This window comes from Streptomyces sp. NBC_00440 (assembly GCF_036014215.1).
In the GTDB taxonomy this organism is placed as follows: Bacteria; Actinomycetota; Actinomycetes; order Streptomycetales; family Streptomycetaceae; genus Streptomyces.
In genome coordinates, this window is record NZ_CP107921.1 from 2,868,917 (window position 1) to 2,889,187 (window position 20,271).

Genomic DNA, 20,271 nt, shown 5'->3' on the forward strand with positions numbered 1-20,271 from the left:
CACTCTCCGGAAGCGCCCCACCGAAAGCACCCACCGCGGGCGCCTCCTTCCGGCGGGCGGCTACCGGAAGTCCCGGTCCGCGTACATCTTCGCGATGACGGCCTCGATGTCCGGCTCCCGTACCGCGAGGTCGACCAGCGGGTACGCGGCGGCGACGGCCGCGACGAGCGGGGCGGCCGAGGCCGACGCCGGGAACGCCAGCCACTGCCGGGGCCCCTCCACCCGGACAGTGCGGGCCGACGGAATGTCGATCGGCGGCAGCTCCTGCTCCAGATCCACCACCAGGGTCCGCTCGCTCTCGCCCACCTCGTGCAGCCCCGCCAGCGCACCGTCGTACATCAGCCGGCCGTGGTCGATCACCATCACCCGCTTGCAGAGCTGCTCGATGTCGGTCAGGTCGTGCGTGGTGAGCAGGACGGTGGTGCCGAGCTCGGCGTTCAGGTCCCGCAGGAAGCCGCGGACCTTGGCCTTGGATATGACATCGAGGCCGATCGTCGGCTCGTCCAGATAGAGGACCTCCGGATCGTGCAGCAGGGCCGCCGCGATGTCGCCGCGCATCCGCTGGCCGAGCGAGAGCTGTCGTACCGGGACCTCCAGCAGCTCCGCGAGGTCGAGCAGTTCGACACAGCGGTCCATGTTCTCGCGGAACCGGTCGTCGGGGATGCGGTACATCCGGTGGGCCAGCCGGTACGAGTCGCGCAGCGGCAGGTCCCACCAGAGGGTGGTGCGCTGGCCGAAGACCACGCCGATGCGCTGCGCGAGCTTCGTCCGCTCGCGGGAGGGGTCGAGGCCGGCGACGCGGATGCGTCCGGCGCTGGGGGTGAGGATGCCGGTGAGCATCTTGATGGTGGTGGACTTGCCCGCGCCGTTCGGACCGATGTAGCCGACCATCTCGCCCCGGGGTACCCGGAAGCTGATGCCGTCGACGGCGCGGACCTGGTGTTTCTCCCTGCGCAGGAAGCCGGACTTGCGGCGTACGTCGAAGACCTTTTCCAGGGCTTCGAGTTCGATGAAGTCATCATCCATGGCAGGCCGACTCCCCTGGTCCGGAGGTCAGGTGGCTTCGGCACCGCATTGCGTTCACTTCCATTCCATGAGTCGGCGAGCGTACCAACGGCCGCCCTCGCGCAGCGAGCGGATATCGCCGGGCGCCGCCCGGCCGGGAACGGGTGGCGTCAGCGCGGCGGAAGCTGGTCGTACGTCTTGAAGGTGTACTGCGCGGACAAGGTGATCGCGTTCCCGGACGCCGCCGAGAGGCCCAGCCGGTCGTTGACGAGCCTGCCCAGCGGCCCGCAGCCGTCGGCGGCAGGGACGGTGAAGGCGTCGTCGTACGCGTCGAACGTGATGACCGGAGGGTTCTTCGAGACCCACTGGGAGTCACCTGCTCGCTTCAGGTGCAGTTCGACGGGGTTGTCGGCGCCGATGACGCAGCTGTGCGCCAGCAGGGGGCTGAGGACGCGGAAGCGCAGGGTGAACAGGCCCAGGCTGTTCCCGACGGAGTAGAAGTCGGACCGGCCGCCGTACTCCGGTCGGAGGGACAGCGAGAGCAGCGGGTTACGGCTGGAGGCGTGGCCGGAAAGCCCGCCGGGGACAGCGGACGGGGCGCTGCGCAGGGCACCCCAGACCTGCCCGTCACTCCCGTCGGGCAGCGGGCCCTCGGCATGGGTGATGGTCATCGGAGCCAGCTCCGGAATGCTGCGACTACCGAGGGTCAACGAGCCGGTGGCGGTGAGGACTTCGCACTTCCAGTCGGCCGCTTCGACACCCGCCGGGATGTCCGGGCAGTCGCTGAAGTCGTACGCGGGGGCGGGAGGCGCGTCGGCAGCGACGGCGGGGGCGCTCGCCGCACCGGTGGCCATGGCCGCGAGGGCGGCGGCGAAGGCGAGCCCGGCGGCCCCGCGGCGGACGGTCGAGGGGCGCTTCACTGTGGTCTGCATGTTTCCCAGCCTGCCGTCGCGTCCCGCCGGGCCACCATGGGGGAAGCCCCCCGCCTTACCCTGAGGCGCGCCTGACCCCACGTCAGGGTGTGGTGCTCCAGAGAGTGCCCCCGGAACGTCCCGACCGGCCCGCCCTGAACTGTGTGGCCGGAGCCGGTGGAAGGTAAATACGCGAAGGTAAATGCATGGGGGTAAATACGTCGACAGCGCCCTCAGCACCCGGCAAAGTGGCCGCCCGTGACGAGCAGCGAACTGTGGACCCGCGCGACCGCCGACCGCTACGACGCCCAGGAGAACGAGACGTCTTCGGCCGCCGTTCTCGGACCGGCTCTCGCCTTCCTCGCCGAACTCGCCGGAGATGGCCGGGCCCTGGAGTTCGCCATCGGGACCGGACGAGTGGGCGTCCCGCTCCGGGAACGCGGCGTGCCGGTAGTGGGCATCGAACTGTCCGAGCACATGGCAGCGGTGCTCCGGCGCAAGATCGACGGGAACACCCTCCCCGTAACGATCGGGGACATGGCTACCACCGTCGTCCCCGGCGAGTTCACTCTGGTCTATCTCGTCTACAACACCATCACGAACCTGCTCACGCAGGACGAGCAGGTCGAGTGCTTCCGTAACGCCGCACGTCATCTGGCGCCCGGCGGCCGGTTCGTCATCGAGCTGGGCGTACCACCGCTGCGGTTCCTGCCGCCCGGCCAGGTCGCGGTGCCGTTCGACGTCTCTGAGCGGCATCTCGGCTTCGACACCTTCGACCTGGTCCAACAGATGCTCGTCTCACACCACTTCACCCGGGACGGCGACGACGGCCGCTACCGTCGCGGCAACTCCCGGCACCGGTACGCGTGGCCGGCCGAGCTCGACCTGATGGCACGGATCGCCGGGCTCGAACTGGATCGTCGCGTCACGGACTGGGACGGGGCGCCGTTCACCCAGGACTCCACGAAGCACATCTCCGTGTGGCGCAAGCCGGCCTGAGGGCGGATGACGCTGCCACCACCGACGTGCCGGCACCAGCACCAGCGCCACACGGCCTGATCGGCGGTCCGACGGCCACGAACCGGCGTATAGAACCGATGTGAGACGAGAAACCCTTCCGCGGGAGTCGGCAGGCAGTCAATACTGTGAAGAAAGCAAGGACCCGCCGGAGGCCCCGTCTTGCCACGTCTTGCCACGCACCCGGCGACAGCACGAGCACGGAAGGATACCGGTGGGTAACACTGCTTTCGACTACCGCACCCGGCAGTCGGCCGTTCGACGGCCCCGGCCTGTCTCACGCGGCCCGGAGAACCTGGCGGGGGCGCCCCACCTCCACGGCGTCGGACCGATGATGGGGTCGATACAGGCGCTCGCCGGCAACAGGGCCGCGTCCGCCGTTGTCCAGCGTCTCGCGGAGGACAACGCGGCGAAGGCCTCCGGTGACGGGACGACGGGCAAGCCGCAGGCGAAGACGTCCCGTACCGGGCTGAACATCCGGGAGCGGATCGCCAGTGCGCTGGAGCGGGCCAACAAGCACCTCGACGTCCTCGACACCTTCGTCCTGCGCGGTCTGGTCCCGGCCAACGCGGAGATGAACCTGCACGCGTCCCAGGCCGCCGACACGCATCTGTCGGAGCAGGTCGGCGCGTCCTCGGCCGCGGCCGGCGCCGAGATGGGCGTCACCGACGGCGTCACGGCGGTCAACAACGTCATCGACGCACGCAAGGCGCACAAGGAATCCAAGGAGAACCCGGCGGGCGCCTCCTCCCACGCCCCACACAAGAAGTTCCGCTCCAAGACGCTCGACGCGATCCAGAACCTGGCTACTTACAGCTCCGACGTCATCGGCGTCGCCAAGAACTCCCTGGCCGCGGAGGCCGTCGTGACGGCAGCGGGTGTCGCTGAGGCCGGTGGCGGGGTGATCGGCGCCGTCGCGGGCGTCAAGAGCGTCCGTGCGACGCGTCGGTTCGGGCTGACGACACGCAAGTACCGGGCCGTCAAGAAGATCGAGGTGCCCCCGAAGGTGGACGACCCCGAGCTCAACCGGCTCCGCGAGGCGGAGGTGGAGAGCCACTGGGCGCTCGCGCAGGCCTATGTCGCGTTGGAGCGCGCCCACGACGGCGACGAGGACGGCCTCTCGGACCGGCTGGGCGCCGCCCTGGACCGTGCCAGTGGCGCCTTCTCGACCATCGAGAAGGCCGCCGGGGACCTCAAGAACGCGGAGGACACCAACGTCCTCAACACCACCCGGGACTACGCCCTGGCGAAGCAGCGCAACAAGCTCTGGAAGCAGGGCGTCGGCGCGGTCGGAGACGGCGCGAGGTCGGCAGGCGGCGCGGTGACGATCGCAGCGGCTGCCACGGGGGCGCTGGCGACCAACCCGGCCGGCTGGGGCCTGGCCGCAACAGCGGCAGGGCTGCTGCTCTCGGTCACCGCGTACAAGGCCGGGCGCGCCGGCAAGAAGCGCTACGAGGGCGCCCGTCACCCCGACCGCTGGGCCCCGCCCACGGAAGAGGGTGGCCCGGCCGCCTCCGAGCCCGCCTCCCGCCAGGACGCGCTCAAGGAAGCGCTGAAGTTCTGGAAGAAGGCCGAGCACAGCAAGCGCGATGCCATGGCGCGCACCCTCTACGGTCTCGCCGCGGGCCCCGAGACCTCCGCCGGTCGGCAGACCTCGCCGGAGTATCGTGCCTCGGCCCGGGAACTGCTCGTCGCGCTGAAGGCAGGCCCCGCAAACCTGCACATGACGACGGAGCAGTGGACGCAGTCCCTGAACGACTCCGCCGATGCCGAGAAGTGGCAGAAGGAGATCGCCAACCAGCTCGCGTCGAGCTGACGGCTTGCGAGGGCATGCGAGGGCTTGCCGGGAATCAAGCTGTTGCTCTCCGTTCCAGGGCTCGCCGTTGTGGTACGCGATTCCGGACGGGGCCAACAACAGGATCACGACGACGCGTTGATGACCGGCAAGCTCCGAGAAGTTCTAACTCCCCGTACTCCGGTACGACCTGAGCCCCGCCCGCCACGCCACTCCTGCCGCCGCACAGCACACCCCCGCCACCAGCGGCGGCAGGAACGCCAGCCACTCCGGCAGGTCCAGCGGGTACGGCCGCCCCAGCACATACAGCGCGGGCAGCCAGTTGACGAAGGCCAGCGGGATGACGAAGGTCACCCCGCGCAGCAGGTCCTTCGCGAAGACCGTCGGCGGGTACTGAAGCAGCGTCGCCCCTCCGTAGGTGAAGGAGTTCTGCACCTCCGACGCGTCCTGCGCCCAGAACTGGAACGCCGCCCCCGTCACGAACACCGCGGAGAAGACCACCGCGCCGCTGATCACCATCACTGGCACCATCAGGACCTTCAGCGGCGTCCAGTGGACGTCGACGACCGCCAGGGCGTACCCGAGAACCAGCAGCCCCTGGGTGATCCGGCCCAGCCTGCGCAGGGCGAAGCGGTCCGCGGCGATCTGGGCGATCACCGGGACGGGGCGCACCAGGAGGGTGTCCAGCGTCCCGTCGCGCACCCGGCGGCCCAGCCGGTCCATCGAGCCCATCACCAGGTCGGAGAAGCCGAACGCGCTCGAAGCGGTCCCGTACAGAAAGGCGATCTCGCCCAGCGAGTAGCCGCCGAGCCGGTTGACGTGCGAGAACATCAGCAGGATCGCGGCGAAGTCGAGCCCGGTCGCCGCGAAGTTGCCGAGAGCCGTCATCACGAACGACGCCCGGTACGCCATCGTCGAGCGGATCCACATCCCGGCGATCAGCCAGTACGCGCGCAGCCCCTCAGCCACCCTGCACCACCACCCTCCGCGTCGCGGCGGACTGGAGCAGCCGCCCGGCGCCGAGCAGCACCACGGCCCAGCCGAGCTGGAAGGCGTACGCCGACACCAGGTCCCAGCCGGTCCGCCGGCCCAGGATGATGTCGGCCGGCACCTGGAGCAGCACCGACCAGGGCAGCAGCCGGGCCACCTCGCCCAGCACCCCGGGGAAGAGGTTCAGCGGCAGCAGCATCCCGGAGAAGAACATCCCGGCGATCCCCGCGATCTGGGCGACGCCCGCCCCGTCCATCAGCCAGAACGCGGAGAGCGCCACGAGATAGCGGATCGCGAAGCTGACAATCACCCCGAAGAGGAGCGCGACCAGGAACGCGAGCCACACGAAAGGGTCGGCCGGCAGCGCGAGGTGGAACGCGAGCGCCCCCAGCGCCATGGGCGCCACCCCGCGCCCGATGAGCTGGAACCCGGCCCGCCCCAAGTCGCTTGCCATCCACCAGAGTTGCAGGTCGGCGGGGCGGTAGAGGTCGATCGCGATGTCGCCCGTGCGGATACGCTCGATGAGCTCGTCCTCCAGGCCGCCGCCCATGAACGCCATCGTCGTCAGCATCGCCTGGCCGAGCCACACATAGGTGAGGGCCTGCGGCTGGTCGTAGCCGCCCAGGTGCGGGCGTTCGTCCCAGAGCGCGATGTATGTGTACGCCATGATGAAGCCGAAGACGGTGTTGGTGAACACCCCCGCCGCCGTGGCCACCCGGTAGGTGGCGAAGCGCCGGAACCCCCCTGCGGCCACGACCGCGTACAGCCGCATACGAGCCTCCTCCCCCGGTTTGTTCCGCCCTGTCCGGCCCGCCCCGGGCCGCTCCCCCCGTGCAAGCACCAAAGCGCACGAGCATAGTCCAGGGGGAGCACACGCCGCGACCGAATAATCCGTCCAGTTCGAACCGGGCGCCCCAACAGTGTTTTATGGGCGTACAACACGATTCACCCCATACAGCACCGTTTACGACCCCTTTCGCGACATCCCCCATGACGCCCCCATGACGCCCCTGACGACACCTTTGTGCCGGACGCTGGAGAGACAGTGAGCGACGAGCAAGCGGCCAAGAAGCGCAAGCGCCCCCAACGCAAGGGCTGGCGGCGGCTGATCCCCACCTGGCGGATGGTCCTGGGCACCGTCCTGGTGATCCTCGTACTGATCATCGGGGGGCTCATCGCCGGCTACAACCTCGTCGACATCCCCACCGCCAACACCGCAGCCACCGCGCAGAGCAACGTCTATCTCTACTCCGACGGCACCGAACTGGCCCGCGACGGCCAGGTCAACCGCGAGAGCGTGCAGCTCTCCCAGATCCCCATCGGCGTCCAGCACGCCGCGCTCTCCGCCGAGGACCGCAACTTCTACTCCGAGAGCGCCATCGACCCCGAGGCGATGGTCCGCGCCGCCTGGAACACCGTGACCGGCAAGGGCACCCAGGGCGGCTCGACCATCACCCAGCAGTACGTCAAGAACTACTACCTCGGCCAGGAACAGACCATCAGCCGCAAGGTCAAGGAGTTCTTCATCTCGATCAAGCTCGACCGCGAGGAGAGCAAGAACGACATCCTCGCGGGCTATCTCAACACCAGTTACTTCGGGCGCAACGCCTACGGCATCCAGGCCGCCGCCCAGGCGTACTACGGCAAGAACATCCAGGACATCGACATCGCCCAGGGCGCCTACCTCGCGTCCCTGCTCAATGCCCCCAGCGCGTACGACGTCGTGGTGCACCCCGGGAACAAGGGCCGGGCCGAGGCCCGCTGGAACTACGTACTCGACGGCATGGTCAAGAAGAAGTGGCTCAGCCCCGGGGCTCGCGCCAAGGAGAAGTTCCCGGTGCCCGGAAAGGTCAGGCCCTCGTCCGGCCTCTCCGGACAGCGCGGGTACCTCGTCCAGGCCGTCAAGGACGACCTCACCAGCAACAAGATCATCGACGAGGACACGCTCGCCACCGGCGGCTACCGCATCACCACCACCCTCCAGCGCAGCAAGCAGCACGCGCTCACCAGCGCGGTGAACGACCAGGTGAACAGCAAGCTCAGCAAGAGCCGCAGCGCCGACCGCAACGTCCGCGTCGGCGGCGCATCGGTGGAACCCGACACGGGCAAGGTCGTCGCGATGTACGGCGGCGTCGACTACACGAAGCAGTACGTCAACAACGCCACCCGCCGGGACTACCAGGTCGGTTCCACCTTCAAGCCGTACGTTTTCGCCTCGGCCGTGGAGAACCGCTCGACCACCCAGGACGGGCGCAGGATCACCCCGAGCACCATCTACGACGGCACCAACCACCGCACGGTGCAGGGCCCGAACGGATCGACCGGCTACGCGCCGGGCAACGAGGACGACGTGTCGTACGGCCGCATCACCGTCTCCACCGCCACCGACAAGTCCGTCAACGCGGTGTACGCGCAGATGGCCGAGGACGTCGGCCCGTCCAAGGTCGAGCAGACCGCGATCGACCTCGGCATCCCGAAGAACACCCCCGACCTCAACCCGTACCCCTCCATCGCACTCGGCCCCGCCACCGCCAGCGTGCTGGACATGAGCGAGGCGTACGCGACACTCGCGGGCCACGGCAAGCACGGGACGTACACCCTCATCGAGAAGGTCACCAAGAACGGCGAGAAGCTCGCGCTGCCGAAGAAGACCACCGTCCAGGGCGTCAGCCGCCAGGCCGCGGACACCACCACATCGATCCTGAAGAGCGTCGTCGCGAGCGGCACCGGCACCGCGGCCAAGTCCGCCGGGCGGCCCGCGGCGGGCAAGACCGGCACCGCGGAGAACGACAAGGCCGCCTGGTTCGCCGGATACACCCCGGACCTGTCGACCGTCATCTCCGTGATGGGCCAGGACCCGAACACCGGGGTGCAGAAGCCGCTGTACGGGGCACTCGGCCTGCCCCGCATCAACGGCGGCGGCGCACCCGCGCAGATCTGGGGCCAGTACACGGGGGCCGCACTCGCGGGCACCCCGCGCACCCCCTTCCACCTCGACCTCCAGTCGGGTGCGCGCCAGGAACCGCTGCCCACCCCGGCCAAGAGCTCCGCATCCCCCTCGGCATCGGCTTCGCCCTCATCGCCGAGCGAGGCACCGACCGGACCGTCGTCCGCACCGCCGAGCACCGAGCCCTCTCCGACGGCCCCGGAGCCGTCGGAGACCCCCAGCAGCGAGAGCCCCGGCGTGATCGGCGGGCTGACGGACGAAGGCACGGACACCGGCGGCGACACAGGGGGCGGCACCACCGGTGGCTGAACAACCGGCACCACGGATGGCTGAACCGTCGGCGGGCAGCTCAGACCGACGGCTGAAAAGGCGCGCGGAAAAGGGTGTGCGGAAAAGGGCGCACTGAAAAGGGTGTGCGGATCAGTAATCCGGTTGACAGGCTGGGATCATGAACTCCCCGCACCCCGACGCGCCCAACGACCGGCACAGCGACGCCGCCCCGATCAGCACGCCCATCACCGCGGACCTGTTGAAGGGCGCCCTCGACCTGGAACGCACCGAGCACGGCCTCCTGCCGCACCGACTGCCCGCCCGGGCCCGCGCTCAGTGCTCCGACGGGCAGCTGGCCATGGCGGAGGCCCAGCCGTCCGGCGTGCGACTGGCCATCCGCACCCGGGCCACCACCGTCGAACTGGACACGCTCCGCACCAAGATGGCCTACCAGGGCGCCCCGCCCCGCCCCGACGGGCTGTACGACCTGCTCGTCGACGGCCGCCTGACCGACCGGGCGAGCGGGACGGGCGGCAACGTACAGCTGGTGGACTTGGCCACCGGTTCCGCGGAGACCCGGCCCGGCCCGGTCGGCACCGTCCGGTTCACCGGTCTGGCCGCCGGGCTCAAGGACATCGAGATCTGGCTGCCGTACAACGAGGTCACCGAACTGGTCGCGCTGCGCACCGACGCCCCCGTCGAGCCCGTGCCGGACAGCGGCCGCAAGGTGTGGCTGCACCACGGCAGTTCGATCAGCCATGGCTCCAACGCCGAGAGTTCCACCACGACATGGCCGGCGCTGGCCGCCTCGCTCGGCGACGCGGAGCTCATCAACATCGGGCTCGGCGGCAGCGCCCTGCTCGACCCGTTCACGGCCCGCGCCTTGCGGGACACCCCGGCGGACCTGATCAGCGTCAAGATCGGCATCAACATCGTCAACGCCGACCTGATGCGGCTGCGCGCCTTCGCCCCGGCCGTGCACGGCTTCCTCGACACGATCCGCGAGGGACACCCCACCACACCGTTGCTGGTCGTCTCGCCGATCCACTGCCCCATCCATGAGGACACCCCGGGCCCCTGCGCCCCGGACTTCAGCGGGGGGACGGTGGAGTTCCGGGCCATCGGTGACCCGGCCGAGCGCGCCGCCGGGAAGCTGACGCTCACCATCATCCGTGCGGAACTCTCCCGCATCGTGGAGCAGCGGGCGGCCGACGACCCCAACCTGCACTACCTCGACGGCAACCAGCTCTACGGCGAGGCGGACTCCGCCGAACTGCCGCTGCCCGACCAGCTCCACCCGGACGCCGAGACCCACCGTCGCATCGGCGAACGCTTCGCCGCGCTGGCCTTCGGCACGGGCGGACCGTTCACGGCCCGCCGCACTTGAGGCACCGGGCGCCGGCCCTGCGCAACCAGGTCCGGCGCCCGCGACCGCACCTCATGCACGGCCTCATGCCCGGACGTCATGCACGGCCTAATGCCCGGACGTCGCCTTCAGGCCGACGACCGCGACCAGCAGCAGGCAGACGAAGAAGATCCGGGCGGCGGTGGCCGGCTCCCCCAGGACGACCATGCCGAGCACCGCCGCACCGGCCGCGCCGATCCCCACCCAGACGCCGTACGCCGTACCGATCGGCAGGGTTTTGGCCGCCTGCGACAGCAGCAGCATGGACGCGACAATGCCCGCGCCGGTGAAGAGGCTGGGCCACAGCCTCGTAAAACCTTCGGTGTACTTCATCCCGATCGACCAGGCCACTTCGAGCAGACCGGCGACGACGAGCAGAATCCAGGCCATGACGGCACCTCCGCGAGACGGATCAGCAGGGTGCGTCGTCTTTACAGTCGATCTGCCCGGTACGGCGCGTCTCGTCGGGGTCCGTCCCACGATAGCAAAACCGTGCCCAGCGGGCAGCAGCCAGCAGGAGCAGCAGGCTGAGCTACAGATACAGACCGGTGGAGTCCTCGGACACCCGCTCCGAAGCCACCGCGTGCAGATCGCGCTCCCGCATCAGGACGTACGCCACACCCCGCACCTCCACCTCGGCCCGGTCCTCCGGGTCGTACAGCACCCGGTCCCCCGGCACCACGGTCCGGACGTTCTGCCCGACCGCCACCACCTCGGCCCAGGCCAGCCGCTTGCCGACGGCGGCGGTGGCCGGGATCAGGATGCCGCCGCCGGAGCGGCGCTCGCCCTCCGGGCTGTCGGACTTGACCAGCACGCGGTCGTGCAGCATCCGGATGGGCAGCTTGTCGTCGTGGGTGTTCTCGCTCACAGGCTCGAACCTACCTGGCCCGGGGCGCGGTGTTCACCGAAGGGTCCGCACCCGGGCCACCGGCCGGCCACCGGGCCGGACGGGGCGGGTCAGCAGCTCCGCCGCCGCTTCGCCGTTACGCAGAGACCCACCACGCCCACCGTGAGCAGCGCCACCGGAATCACGCGCTCCAGCCGAGGTGCGCCGTCCTCCGTCACGAACTGCGCCCGCACGCCGTTCGCCGCCCGGTTCAGCGCGACGAACGCGCGCCCCGCGGTCTGGTCGACGGCCGATGTGACCTTGGCCCTGGCGTCTCCCACGATCGTGCTGGGGTGCAGCCGCACGCCGATCTCGTCCAGCGTGTCCGCGAGATCCGCGCGCCGGGTCTCGATGTCCGCCTCGATCTGCGCCGGGGTCCTGGCATCCGTGGCATCCGACACTGCGCTGCCTCCGTGGTCGTGTCCGGTAGTCGTTGCTCGACAGTCTGTCAGCTCCAGCGGGAACGCACCCCGCGGCACCCCTATTACGCTCTGCCCCATCCGTACCTCACGGTCACCGACCCTCCCGAGGAGAGCCTGATGAGCGAGCGACTGCAGCCCGGCGACACCGCCCCCGACTTCGCCCTGCCCGACGCGGACGGCAACGAGATCTCACTCGCCGCACACCGAGGCCGCAAAGTCATCGTGTACTTCTACCCGGCGGCACTCACCCCTGGATGCACCAAGCAGGCCTGCGACTTCACGGATAATCTGGACTTCCTGGCCGGCGCCGGATACGACGTCATCGGCGTCTCGCCGGACAAGCCGGAGAAACTCGCGAAATTCCGCGAGAAGGAGTCCCTCAAGGTCACGCTGGTCGGCGACCCGTCCAAGGAGACCCTCGCCGCGTACGGCGCGTTCGGAGAGAAGAAGCTCTACGGCAAAACGGTGACCGGGGTCATCAGGTCGACGCTCGTCATCGACGAGAACGGGAAGGTCGAACACGCTTTCTATAACGTCAAGGCGACCGGCCACGTAGCCAAAATCATCAAGGATCTCGGCCTCTGAGACGCCTCGAACAGGTCCGAGAAGTTGCCGAAGTGGCCGGTATCCACTGAAAATACGTGACCAAGGTCCCATTTCTACGGAGCCCTGGTTTGCGATCGCCATCGCTGTGCAGAAGAGCCTCCTGCGTGTTTTTGTATGCCCACAGAGAGGACGACAACCATGGCGGACACCGGCCACCAGCCCGCCGCCGACCCCGAGGCGGTCAAACGCCACCGCGATCTCTTCCGCGTCATCGACCGCCGGAGGAACCCGCGGCTGCGCCGCACCGACATCACGGTGACGGATGAGGCAGCGATCAAGCGGGCGGTGAAGGCGGCCAGCCTGGGTAATGCCATGGAGTGGTTCGACTTCGGCATCTACAGCTACCTCGCGGCCACGATCGGCCGGGTCTTCTTCCCCGGGGGAAGCAGCACGGTCCAGCTGCTCGCGTCGTTCGCCACCTTCGCGGTCGCGTTCCTGATCCGGCCGGTCGGCGGCATGGTCTTCGGCCCGATGGGCGACAAGATCGGCCGCAAGAAGGTCCTCGCCATGACCATGATCATGATGGCGATCGGGACCTTTGCGATCGGGGTGCTTCCCTCGTACTCGGCGGTCGGCTTCTGGTCACCGGTTCTGCTGATCTTCTTCCGTCTGGTGCAGGGCTTCTCCACCGGCGGTGAGTACGGCGGCGCCTCGACCTTCATCGCGGAGTACGCGCCGGACAAGCGCCGGGGGTACTTCGGCAGCTTCCTGGAGTTCGGCACGCTCGCGGGATACGTGGGCGCGGCCGGCCTGGTCACCCTGATGACCACGCTCGTCGGCTCCGGCGGGATGGACAGCTGGGGCTGGCGCGTACCGTTCCTGGTCGCGGGCCCCCTCGGCCTGGTCGGTCTCTACCTGCGGCTCAGGCTGGACGAGACACCCGCCTTCCAGCGGCTGACCGGCGAGAACGTGGGCGCCGGGGAGGCGGCCGACGCCGTCGAGACCACCGCCAAGGGCGACCTCAAGGCGATCTTCACGGACCACTGGCGCGCCCTCGTCCTCTGCATCTGCCTGGTCGGCGCGTACAACATCACGGACTACATGCTGCTGTCGTACATGCCGACCTACCTCTCGGACGAGCTCGGCTACGGCGACACACACGGCCTGCTGATCCTGCTGGGCGTCATGGTCGTCCTGATGCTGGTCATCAACCAGGTGGGCAGGCTGAACGACCGCTTCGGCCGGAAACCGCTCCTGATGGCGGGCATGCTCGGCTTCCTGGTCCTGTCGCTCCCGGCCTTCCTGCTGATCCGCCAGGGCTCCATCCCGGCGATCACCATCGGCATGGCGATGCTGGGCCTCTCGCTGGTGTGCATGCTGGGCACGATGTCGGCGGCGCTCCCGGCGCTCTTCCCGACGCAGGTCAGGTACGGGTCGCTGTCGGTGGGCTACAACCTCTCGACATCCCTCTTCGGCGGGACGACCCCGTTCGTGATCACCGCACTGATCACCCTGGCCGGCACGAACCTGATGCCGGCGTTCTACGCGATGGGGGCCGCGCTGGTGGGCGTGATCGCGGTGCTCTGCATGAAGGAAACCGCCCAGCAGCCCCTGGAGGGCTCTCCTCCCTCGGTGGAGACGAAGGAGGAGGCGGCGGAGATGGTCGAGTCCCAGGCCCCGGAACCCCGCTTCTGACCCACCCCCGGAGCCACACCCCGGCTCCCCCCGACGGCCCGTACCGGCCCCCAGCCGGTACGGGCCGCTCCACTTCCCGCACGTGACGGGCCGGCGAGCGGTTCGTTACTCCGTACGAGGTCACGAACGCGTGACCGGGGACGGAGGGAGCCACCATGACCGACCCGTACGAGCGGGAGACACTCACCCGGGCTGTGGCCGAGTCCAGGAACTGGACCGATGTGATGCGCAGTCTCGGCCTCCGCAAGAGCGGCGGACGGCACCGCGTCCTCAGGAAGAGAGCCGCCGACCTCGGTATCGACACCAGTCACTTCGAACATCACAGCCCCTTTCGCAAGTACACGGACGAGGCGATAGCCGCTGCGGTCAGCACGTCCTCGACGCTCCGCGAAGTCGTGACGAAGCTCGGCGCTCCGCCCGCGACCGGCACGCTGTCGCACATCCGGCGGCGCATCGCCGCGGCCGGCATCGACGTCAGTCACCTTCCCGGCCTCAATCGCCCGAACGAACCCCGACTGGCCTTCACTGTCGCGGAACTGCGGAAGGCCGCCGCATCGGCCGACAGCGTGCGCGGGGCAGCGCGGCTGCTCGGGCTTGCCGAAGGCGACAGCAAGTCGCGCACAGCGCTGGGGGCGATGCTCAGGAAGCACGGCATCGACACCTCCCATTTCCGCAACGCGCGAGTGGCGATCAGCGAGGGCGCACTGCGGGCTGCGGTGCCGGACGCCACCAGTTACGCCGACGTCATGCGCGCGCTCGGCCTTGAGGTGAACGACACCAACCATCGCCGCGTTCGTCGCAGAGTGCTGCAACTCACGCTCGACACCGGCCACTTCAAGCGCCGCACCTGGGGGTCGGTGCGTGCGGCGGAACCGCGGTCGAGCGCGCCGCAGACCCTCGTCGTCCTGCCCCAGGGGTCGTCGCGCGCGAACCGGTCCAGGCTCCACCGCGCGCTCCAAGAGGTGGGTGTCGCCTACCGGTGCACATCCTGCGGCAACCCCGGCGCATGGCTGGGCCGCCCGATCACGCTCCACATCGACCACATCAATGGCGACTGGCTCGACAACCGCCGGGAGAATCTCCGGTATCTGTGCCCGAACTGTCATGCACTGACTGACACCTGGTGCCGGAATCGCCGGAAGCAGCCGTCGAGCTCGTAGTCGCGGAGGGTTCGGCATACCCCGTGCGACTGTCGGCCGAGTACCATGAGCGACATCCTGCGGCCTTGGCGCAGTTGGTTGACGCGATCGGTTTAGGTCCGGTTTGTCCGTTTGGACTAGGTGGGTTCGAATCCCACAGGCCGCACATGGCTGGAGGGGCATTCCGCACCGCGGGATGCCCCTCCAGTGTTCCCGGCTCAGCTGTTCACTGGCTCAGCCCAGCAGCTCCCGCACCGCAGGAACCAGTGCGCGGAACGCCTGGCCACGGTGGCTGATCGCGTTCTTCTCCGATGCCGTGAGTTCCGCGCAGGTGCGGGTGTCGCCCGACGGCTGGAGGATCGGGTCGTAGCCGAAGCCGCCGCTGCCGGCCGGGGTGGTGCGGAGGGTGCCGAGGAGGCGGCCCTCCACCACTCGTTCCGTGCCGTCGGGGAGGGCCAGGGCTGCCGCGCAGGCGAAGTGGGCGCCCCGGTGCGGGTCGTCGATGTCCGAGAGCTGGGCCAGCAGCAGGCGGAGATTGGCCTCGTCGTCGCCGTGGGTGCCTGCCCAGCGGGCCGAGAAGATGCCGGGGGCGCCGTTCAGTACGTCCACGCAGAGGCCCGAGTCGTCGGCCACCGCGGGCAGGCCGGTGGCCTGTGCCATGGCGTGGGCCTTCAGCAGGGCGTTCTCCGCGAAGGTGACACCCGTTTCCTTGACGTCCGGGACTTCGGGGTACGCGTCCGTGCCGACCAGTTCGTGGGGCAGGCCCGCGTCGGCGAGGATCGCTTCGAGTTCGGTGATTTTCCCGGCGTTGCGGGTGGCGAGGATCAGACGGGTCATACGTCCAGTATCAGGGGGCGGACAGGGCGGCGGACCGCCCGCCCCGTCCGTCCCCTCGTCGCGCCGGTGGCGCCGTGCCGGGGCGCGTGCCGCTACTTGCCGAGCGCCTCGGTCTGGAGCGCGGTGAGGTCGGCGCAGCCGCCGGTGGCCAGGTCGAGCAGCGCGTTGAGCTCCTTGCGGTCGAAGGGCTCGGCCTCGGCCGTCCCCTGGACCTCGACGAAACGGCCGTCGCCGGTGCAGACGACGTTCATGTCGGTCTCGGCGCGCACGTCCTCCTCGTAGCGGAGGTCGAGGAGCGGCGTTCCGTCGACGATGCCGACGCTGATCGCGGAGACCGTGTCGGTGAGGGGCTTGCGACCGGACCTGATGAGCTTCTTGGACTGGGCCCAGGTGACCGCGTCGGCCAGGGCGACGTATGCGCCGGTGATGGCGGCGGTGCGGGTGCCACCGTCGGCCTGGAGGACGTCGCAGTCGAGCACGATCGTGTTCTCGCCGAGCGCCTTGTAGTCGATGACCGCGCGCAGCGAGCGGCCGATGAGGCGGGAGATCTCGTGCGTACGGCCGCCGATCTTGCCGCGGACGGACTCCCGGTCGCCCCGGGTGTTGGTGGAGCGGGGGAGCATCGAGTACTCGGCGGTGACCCAGCCCTCCCCGCTGCCCTTGCGCCAGCGCGGTACGCCTTCGGTGAAGGAGGCGGTGCAGAAGACTTTGGTGTCGCCGAAGGAGATGAGGACGGAGCCCTCGGCGTGTTTGCTCCAGGCGCGCTCAATGGTGACCGGGCGGAGTTCTTCGGGGGTGCGGCCGTCGATACGAGACATGGGGCCGAGCCTATCGGCCACGGTGGGGAGGGACGCCCGCCCGGGACCGGTGGGGGGGGAGGCCCGGGGGCCGGTGGCAGGGAGAGAGCCCGGGGCCGGTGGTGGGGCGGGGGCCGGTGATGGGGCGAGGGGCCGGGACCGGTGGCGGGGAGGGGGCCCAGGGCCGGTGGCGGGGAGGAGACCCGGGACGGGTGGTGGGGAGGATTGCCCGGGGCCGGATGTTGAAGGCGGGGCCCGTTGCCGGCCCCGGGCGTCGGCGTCTCAGCCGTTCACATCATGTCCTCGATGTCCGCCGCGATGGGGTCGGCGTCCGTGCCGATGACGACCTGGATCGCGGTGCCCATCTTGACCACGCCGTGGGCGCCTGCGGCCTTGAGCGCGGCTTCGTCCACGAGGGAGGCGTCCTTCACCTCGGTGCGCAGCCGGGTGATGCAGCCTTCGATCTCTTCGATGTTGTCGAGGCCGCCGAGCCCCGCGACGATCTTCTCAGCCTTAGTGGCCATGCCTGACTCCTGAGTGTTCTTGGCGGCAGTGTTCCTGGCGGCCCGGCGCTCCGGTCCGTTTCGTCAAGGTAACGCACGATTGGCCCCCTTATACGGGCGTGCCACCGCGCCGCCTCGGAAGATGGCGATCACTGGTGCAGCGCCCGGGGCACAGCATCTGATCGCGCCGTAGCTGGTCCGCAGCCATATACGGCGACCACCAGCAGGGCCGACGCCAGGAGGACGCCGAATGAGCACCAGCAGCGCGGCCGTGCCACAGACACCACCGGCGAAGAAGTGGTGGAACGGCCTTTTCCAGGGCCTGCAGAAGGTCGGCCGCAGTCTGCAGCTGCCCGTCGCGGTGCTGCCCGCGGCTGGTCTGCTCGTCAGCCTCGGCAACCTCTTCACCGCGTATCTGCACGGCGCCTTCTGGGACAAGACGGCCAAGGTCTTCCTCGCGGGCGGCAATGCGATCCTTGACGGTGCGTTCGGTCTGCCGCTCCTTTTCTGTATCGGTGTCGCGATCGGCTTCGCGAAGAAGTCGGACGGCTCGACGGCGCTGGCCGCGGTCGCCGGTTTCCTCGTCTACCACGGTGTCCTGGGCGCGTTCCCGATCGGCGGAACGGTGACGAAGGCGCTTCCGGCCGGGATGCCACAGAATCCGGGGGTCCTCGGCGGCATCCTCATCGGGCTGCTGACCGCGATCGTCTGGCAGCGGTTCCACCGCACCCGGCTGGTCGACTGGCTGGGCTTCTTCAACGGCCGGCGCCTCGTACCGATCCTGATGGCCTTCATCTGTGCCGTGCTGGGTGTGGTGTTCGGGCTGCTCTGGCAGCCGGTCGGTGACGCGCTGACCTGGTTCGCCAAGCATCTGATCGATCTGGGCGCCTGGGGTGCGGCGATCTTCGGTGTGGCGAACCGGCTGCTCATCCCGATCGGTATGCACCAGTTCCTGAACACGTTCTTCTGGTTCCAGGCGGGCAGTTACACCAAGCCCGACGGCACCGGGGTGCAGGGCGACCTGACCCGCTTCTTCGCGGGCGACCCGTCCGCCGGGCAGTTCATGTCGGGCTTCTTCCCGATCATGATGTTCGGTCTGCCCGCGGCGGCCCTGGCCATCGCGCACTGCGCGCGCCCGGAGCGGCGCAAGCAGGTCATGGGCCTGATGATCTCGGTCGCGCTGACGTCGTTCGTGACCGGGGTGACCGAGCCGCTGGAGTTCTCGTTCATGTTCGCCGCGCCGCTGCTGTACGGGCTGCACGCGCTGCTGACCGGTGCGTCGATGGGCATCACCTGGGCCCTGGGGGTCCATGCGGGGTTCAGCTTCTCGGCCGGACTGATCGACTACGTCATCAACTGGCACCTCGATACGAAGCCCTGGCTGATCATCCCGATCGGCCTGTGCTTCGCGGTGGTGTACTACGTGGTCTTCCGGTTCGTGATCACCAAGTTCAATGTGATGACGCCGGGGCGCGAGCCGGAAGAGGACGTCGACGACGTCACCAAGGCGTGACCCGCGGGACGCCCGCGAGCCCCGGAAAAGCCCCGGTTCTGGGCCCAGCTCCCCTTCCGGGCCCCGCTCCGGGTGCCCGCCGCGGGTCAGATCTCGTACACCGCACCGGGCCTGGCCAGCTCCACCGGCCCGTCGTACACCGCCTGCGCGTCCGCCAGATTGCGTTTGGCGTCCGTCCACGGCGGGATGTGGGTCAGCACCATGCGGCCCACCCCGGCGCGTGCCGCGTGTGCGCCGGCCTCGCGGCCGTCGAGGTGGACGTCGGCGACGTCCTCCTTGCCGTGCGTGAAGGACGCCTCGCAGAGGAACAGGTCGGCGCCCACGGCCAGTTCGTGCAGCGGGTCGCAGACGCCCGTGTCCCCGGAGTAGGTGAGGGAGCCGCCGCCGTGTTCGAGCCGGATGGCATAGGACTCGACCGGGTGGCAGACCTTCTCGGTGCGCACCGAGAACGGGCCGATGTCGAACGAGGCGGATTTCAGGGTGCGGAAGTCGAAGACCTCGCCCATCGACGAGGAGGACGGTGTGTCCGCGTACGCCGTGGTCAGGCGTTCCGCCGCGCCCTCGGGCGCGTACACCGGGATCGCGGGGCAGCGCCCGCCGTCGTGCCGGTAGTAGCGCGCGACGAAGTACGCGCACATGTCGATGCAGTGGTCCGAGTGGAGATGGCTGAGGAAGACGGCGTCGAGGTCGTAGAGGCCGCAGTAGTGCTGCAGCTCGCCGAGGGCGCCATTGCCCATGTCGAGGAGCAGCCGGAAGCCGTCGGCCTCTACGAGGTAGCTCGAACAGGCCGATTCCGCGGATGGGAACGACCCCGAGCAGCCGACGACGGTGAGCTTCATGGAGTGGGAACCTCCGTGGACGGGCCGGGCCCCGCACGCCCGGCAGGACGCCGAAGCGGTCCGTCGAGCCTAAGGCGCGGGAGCGGTGGCCGCTCCTTCACAGGACGCCGTTGTGGGGGAACTCACCTGTGCTGTCACCGGTTCGGGTGGGCGGGGCGGCTCTGCGGGCCTGCTGCGGCGGGGCGCAGGGGGCTCGGGGCCGCACCGGTACGGTCCTGGGTATGGATACGACGTGGTTGCTGGCGCTGATAGCTGTGGTGCTGATTGCCCTGGTCGCCTCGGTCGTCGACGGGCGGGCGCGCGGCGGGCGCCGGCAGCGGGGGCGGCAGCGTCCGCCGGGGCGGGCCGGGGGCCGGGAGCCGCGGGCGCCGGCGGGGCGGCCGCGGAAGCGGGCCGGGCGGCCCGGGCGGGTGCCGCGGGCGGGCGAGATCTGGTGGGCGCTGGTGCCGTACGAGGACGGGCCGGGCGGCAAGGACCGGCCGTGTCTGGTGCTCTCGGTACGGGGTGACGCGGCTGTCGTCGCCAAGATCACCAGTAAGCACCATGAGGAGCGGCCCGGGGTGATCGCGCTGCCGGCGGGGGCTGTGGGCGACGCGCGGGACCGGCAGAGCTTTCTGGAGACGGACGAGCTGCGGGATGTCCGGGTGCGGGAGTTCCGCCGGTGGGCGGGCGATGTGGACCCGGCGGTGTGGGACCGGGTGCGGCATCTGGCGAGGTAGGCGTGGTGGACAGTGAGCGGCGGGCGGCGGCCCGG

General features: G+C 69.6%; 19 protein-coding genes, 1 tRNA gene, 1 pseudogene and 1 riboswitch. Of the genes and pseudogenes, 10 read left to right on the forward strand and 11 right to left on the reverse strand.

The annotated features are described in order from the left end of the window. Nucleotides 1-60: 60 nt before the first annotated feature. Together OHB13_RS12795 and OHB13_RS12800 are read right to left on the reverse strand one after the other, a co-directional pair. On the reverse strand, nucleotides 61-1,026 hold the full coding sequence (locus OHB13_RS12795) for an ABC transporter ATP-binding protein (RefSeq protein WP_266856637.1): 966 nt from the start codon (nucleotides 1,024-1,026) through the stop codon (nucleotides 61-63). Between the two features lie 149 nt (nucleotides 1,027-1,175). After that, entirely contained in the window at nucleotides 1,176-1,937 is a 762-nt protein-coding gene (locus OHB13_RS12800; protein WP_328377178.1) for a hypothetical protein, read from the reverse strand. 237 nt (nucleotides 1,938-2,174) lie between these two features. On the opposite strand from OHB13_RS12800, the gene OHB13_RS12805 reads away from it, so the two are divergent. Next, a complete protein-coding gene (locus OHB13_RS12805; protein WP_328377179.1) occupies nucleotides 2,175-2,915 on the forward strand; it encodes a class I SAM-dependent DNA methyltransferase in 741 nt (246 codons plus the stop codon). Nucleotides 2,916-3,147: 232 nt separating this feature from the next. Beyond that, the gene (locus tag OHB13_RS12810) at nucleotides 3,148-4,749 is read left to right on the forward strand and encodes a hypothetical protein (protein WP_328377180.1); all 1,602 of its coding nucleotides are present in this window, start codon (nucleotides 3,148-3,150) and stop codon (nucleotides 4,747-4,749) included. 144 nt (nucleotides 4,750-4,893) lie between these two features. On the opposite strand, the gene OHB13_RS12815 is transcribed toward OHB13_RS12810, so the two are convergent. Then, entirely contained in the window at nucleotides 4,894-5,697 is an 804-nt protein-coding gene (locus tag OHB13_RS12815) for an ABC transporter permease (RefSeq protein WP_266856629.1), read from the reverse strand. Further along, on the reverse strand, nucleotides 5,690-6,490 hold the full coding sequence (locus OHB13_RS12820; RefSeq protein ID WP_266856627.1) for an ABC transporter permease: 801 nt from the start codon (nucleotides 6,488-6,490) through the stop codon (nucleotides 5,690-5,692). Before OHB13_RS12820 ends, OHB13_RS12815 begins: the two co-directional genes overlap by 8 nt. Before the next feature lie 273 nt (nucleotides 6,491-6,763). On the opposite strand from OHB13_RS12820, the gene OHB13_RS12825 reads away from it, so the two are divergent. Together OHB13_RS12825 and OHB13_RS12830 are read left to right on the forward strand one after the other, a co-directional pair. Continuing rightward, entirely contained in the window at nucleotides 6,764-8,974 is a 2,211-nt protein-coding gene (locus OHB13_RS12825) for a transglycosylase domain-containing protein (RefSeq protein WP_328377181.1), read from the forward strand. A gap of 139 nt (nucleotides 8,975-9,113) precedes the next feature. Then, entirely contained in the window at nucleotides 9,114-10,322 is a 1,209-nt protein-coding gene (locus OHB13_RS12830) for a GDSL-type esterase/lipase family protein (protein ID WP_328377182.1), read from the forward strand. Between the two features lie 87 nt (nucleotides 10,323-10,409). Here OHB13_RS12830 and OHB13_RS12835 read toward each other — a convergent pair whose 3' ends face one another. The 3 genes from OHB13_RS12835 to OHB13_RS12845 all read right to left on the reverse strand — a co-directional run bounded on the left by OHB13_RS12835 (nucleotide 10,410) and on the right by OHB13_RS12845 (nucleotide 11,627). Further along, nucleotides 10,410-10,730 carry a DMT family transporter gene (locus OHB13_RS12835; protein ID WP_266856623.1) on the reverse strand — a complete coding sequence of 107 codons (321 nt, stop codon included), beginning with the start codon at nucleotides 10,728-10,730 and terminating at the stop codon, nucleotides 10,410-10,412. Between the two features lie 29 nt (nucleotides 10,731-10,759). Continuing rightward, nucleotides 10,760-10,827: riboswitch (guanidine-III (ykkC-III) riboswitch) on the reverse strand. A gap of 45 nt (nucleotides 10,828-10,872) precedes the next feature. After that, entirely contained in the window at nucleotides 10,873-11,208 is a 336-nt protein-coding gene (locus tag OHB13_RS12840) for a GroES family chaperonin (protein WP_266856621.1), read from the reverse strand. 89 nt (nucleotides 11,209-11,297) lie between these two features. Further along, nucleotides 11,298-11,627 carry a DUF3618 domain-containing protein gene (locus OHB13_RS12845; RefSeq protein WP_266856619.1) on the reverse strand — a complete coding sequence of 110 codons (330 nt, stop codon included), beginning with the start codon at nucleotides 11,625-11,627 and terminating at the stop codon, nucleotides 11,298-11,300. Nucleotides 11,628-11,765: 138 nt separating this feature from the next. Between OHB13_RS12845 and bcp the strand changes: the two genes are divergently transcribed. The 4 genes from bcp (at nucleotide 11,766) to OHB13_RS12865 (ending at nucleotide 15,194) form a co-directional block, all read left to right on the forward strand. Then, nucleotides 11,766-12,233 carry a thioredoxin-dependent thiol peroxidase gene (bcp, locus tag OHB13_RS12850; protein WP_266856617.1) on the forward strand — a complete coding sequence of 156 codons (468 nt, stop codon included), beginning with the start codon at nucleotides 11,766-11,768 and terminating at the stop codon, nucleotides 12,231-12,233. A 159-nt stretch (nucleotides 12,234-12,392) separates the two neighbouring features. Beyond that, nucleotides 12,393-13,889 (forward strand): glycine betaine/L-proline transporter ProP, encoded by a 1,497-nt coding sequence (gene proP, locus OHB13_RS12855; RefSeq protein ID WP_266856615.1) that lies wholly within the window; start codon nucleotides 12,393-12,395, stop codon nucleotides 13,887-13,889. A 155-nt stretch (nucleotides 13,890-14,044) separates the two neighbouring features. Then, nucleotides 14,045-15,049, forward strand: coding sequence for an HNH endonuclease signature motif containing protein (locus OHB13_RS12860; protein WP_328377183.1), 1,005 nt, complete (start codon nucleotides 14,045-14,047; stop codon nucleotides 15,047-15,049). A 59-nt stretch (nucleotides 15,050-15,108) separates the two neighbouring features. Then, nucleotides 15,109-15,194: transfer RNA gene (locus OHB13_RS12865), tRNA-Leu, on the forward strand. A 68-nt stretch (nucleotides 15,195-15,262) separates the two neighbouring features. Here the strand turns inward: OHB13_RS12865 and rdgB are convergent. From rdgB to OHB13_RS12880, 3 genes and pseudogenes are all read right to left on the reverse strand, one after another. Beyond that, nucleotides 15,263-15,865, reverse strand: a complete 603-nt coding sequence (rdgB, locus tag OHB13_RS12870) for an RdgB/HAM1 family non-canonical purine NTP pyrophosphatase (protein ID WP_266856611.1) — start codon at nucleotides 15,863-15,865, stop codon at nucleotides 15,263-15,265. 92 nt (nucleotides 15,866-15,957) lie between these two features. Then, entirely contained in the window at nucleotides 15,958-16,683 is a 726-nt protein-coding gene (rph, locus tag OHB13_RS12875) for a ribonuclease PH (RefSeq protein ID WP_266856610.1), read from the reverse strand. A gap of 269 nt (nucleotides 16,684-16,952) precedes the next feature. Then, nucleotides 16,953-17,228, reverse strand: a pseudogene (locus tag OHB13_RS12880) (glucose PTS transporter subunit EIIB); the annotation flags it as partial. A gap of 187 nt (nucleotides 17,229-17,415) precedes the next feature. On the opposite strand from OHB13_RS12880, the gene OHB13_RS12885 reads away from it, so the two are divergent. Continuing rightward, nucleotides 17,416-18,678, forward strand: coding sequence for a PTS transporter subunit EIIC (locus tag OHB13_RS12885; RefSeq protein WP_266856609.1), 1,263 nt, complete (start codon nucleotides 17,416-17,418; stop codon nucleotides 18,676-18,678). An 86-nt stretch (nucleotides 18,679-18,764) separates the two neighbouring features. Here the strand turns inward: OHB13_RS12885 and OHB13_RS12890 are convergent, their stop codons facing one another. Next, nucleotides 18,765-19,517 (reverse strand): MBL fold metallo-hydrolase, encoded by a 753-nt coding sequence (locus OHB13_RS12890; RefSeq protein WP_328377184.1) that lies wholly within the window; start codon nucleotides 19,515-19,517, stop codon nucleotides 18,765-18,767. Nucleotides 19,518-19,738: 221 nt separating this feature from the next. Between OHB13_RS12890 and OHB13_RS12895 the strand changes: the two genes are divergently transcribed. After that, a complete protein-coding gene (locus tag OHB13_RS12895) occupies nucleotides 19,739-20,236 on the forward strand; it encodes a type II toxin-antitoxin system PemK/MazF family toxin (RefSeq protein WP_328377185.1) in 498 nt (165 codons plus the stop codon). The last annotated feature ends 35 nt before the right edge of the window (nucleotides 20,237-20,271 follow it).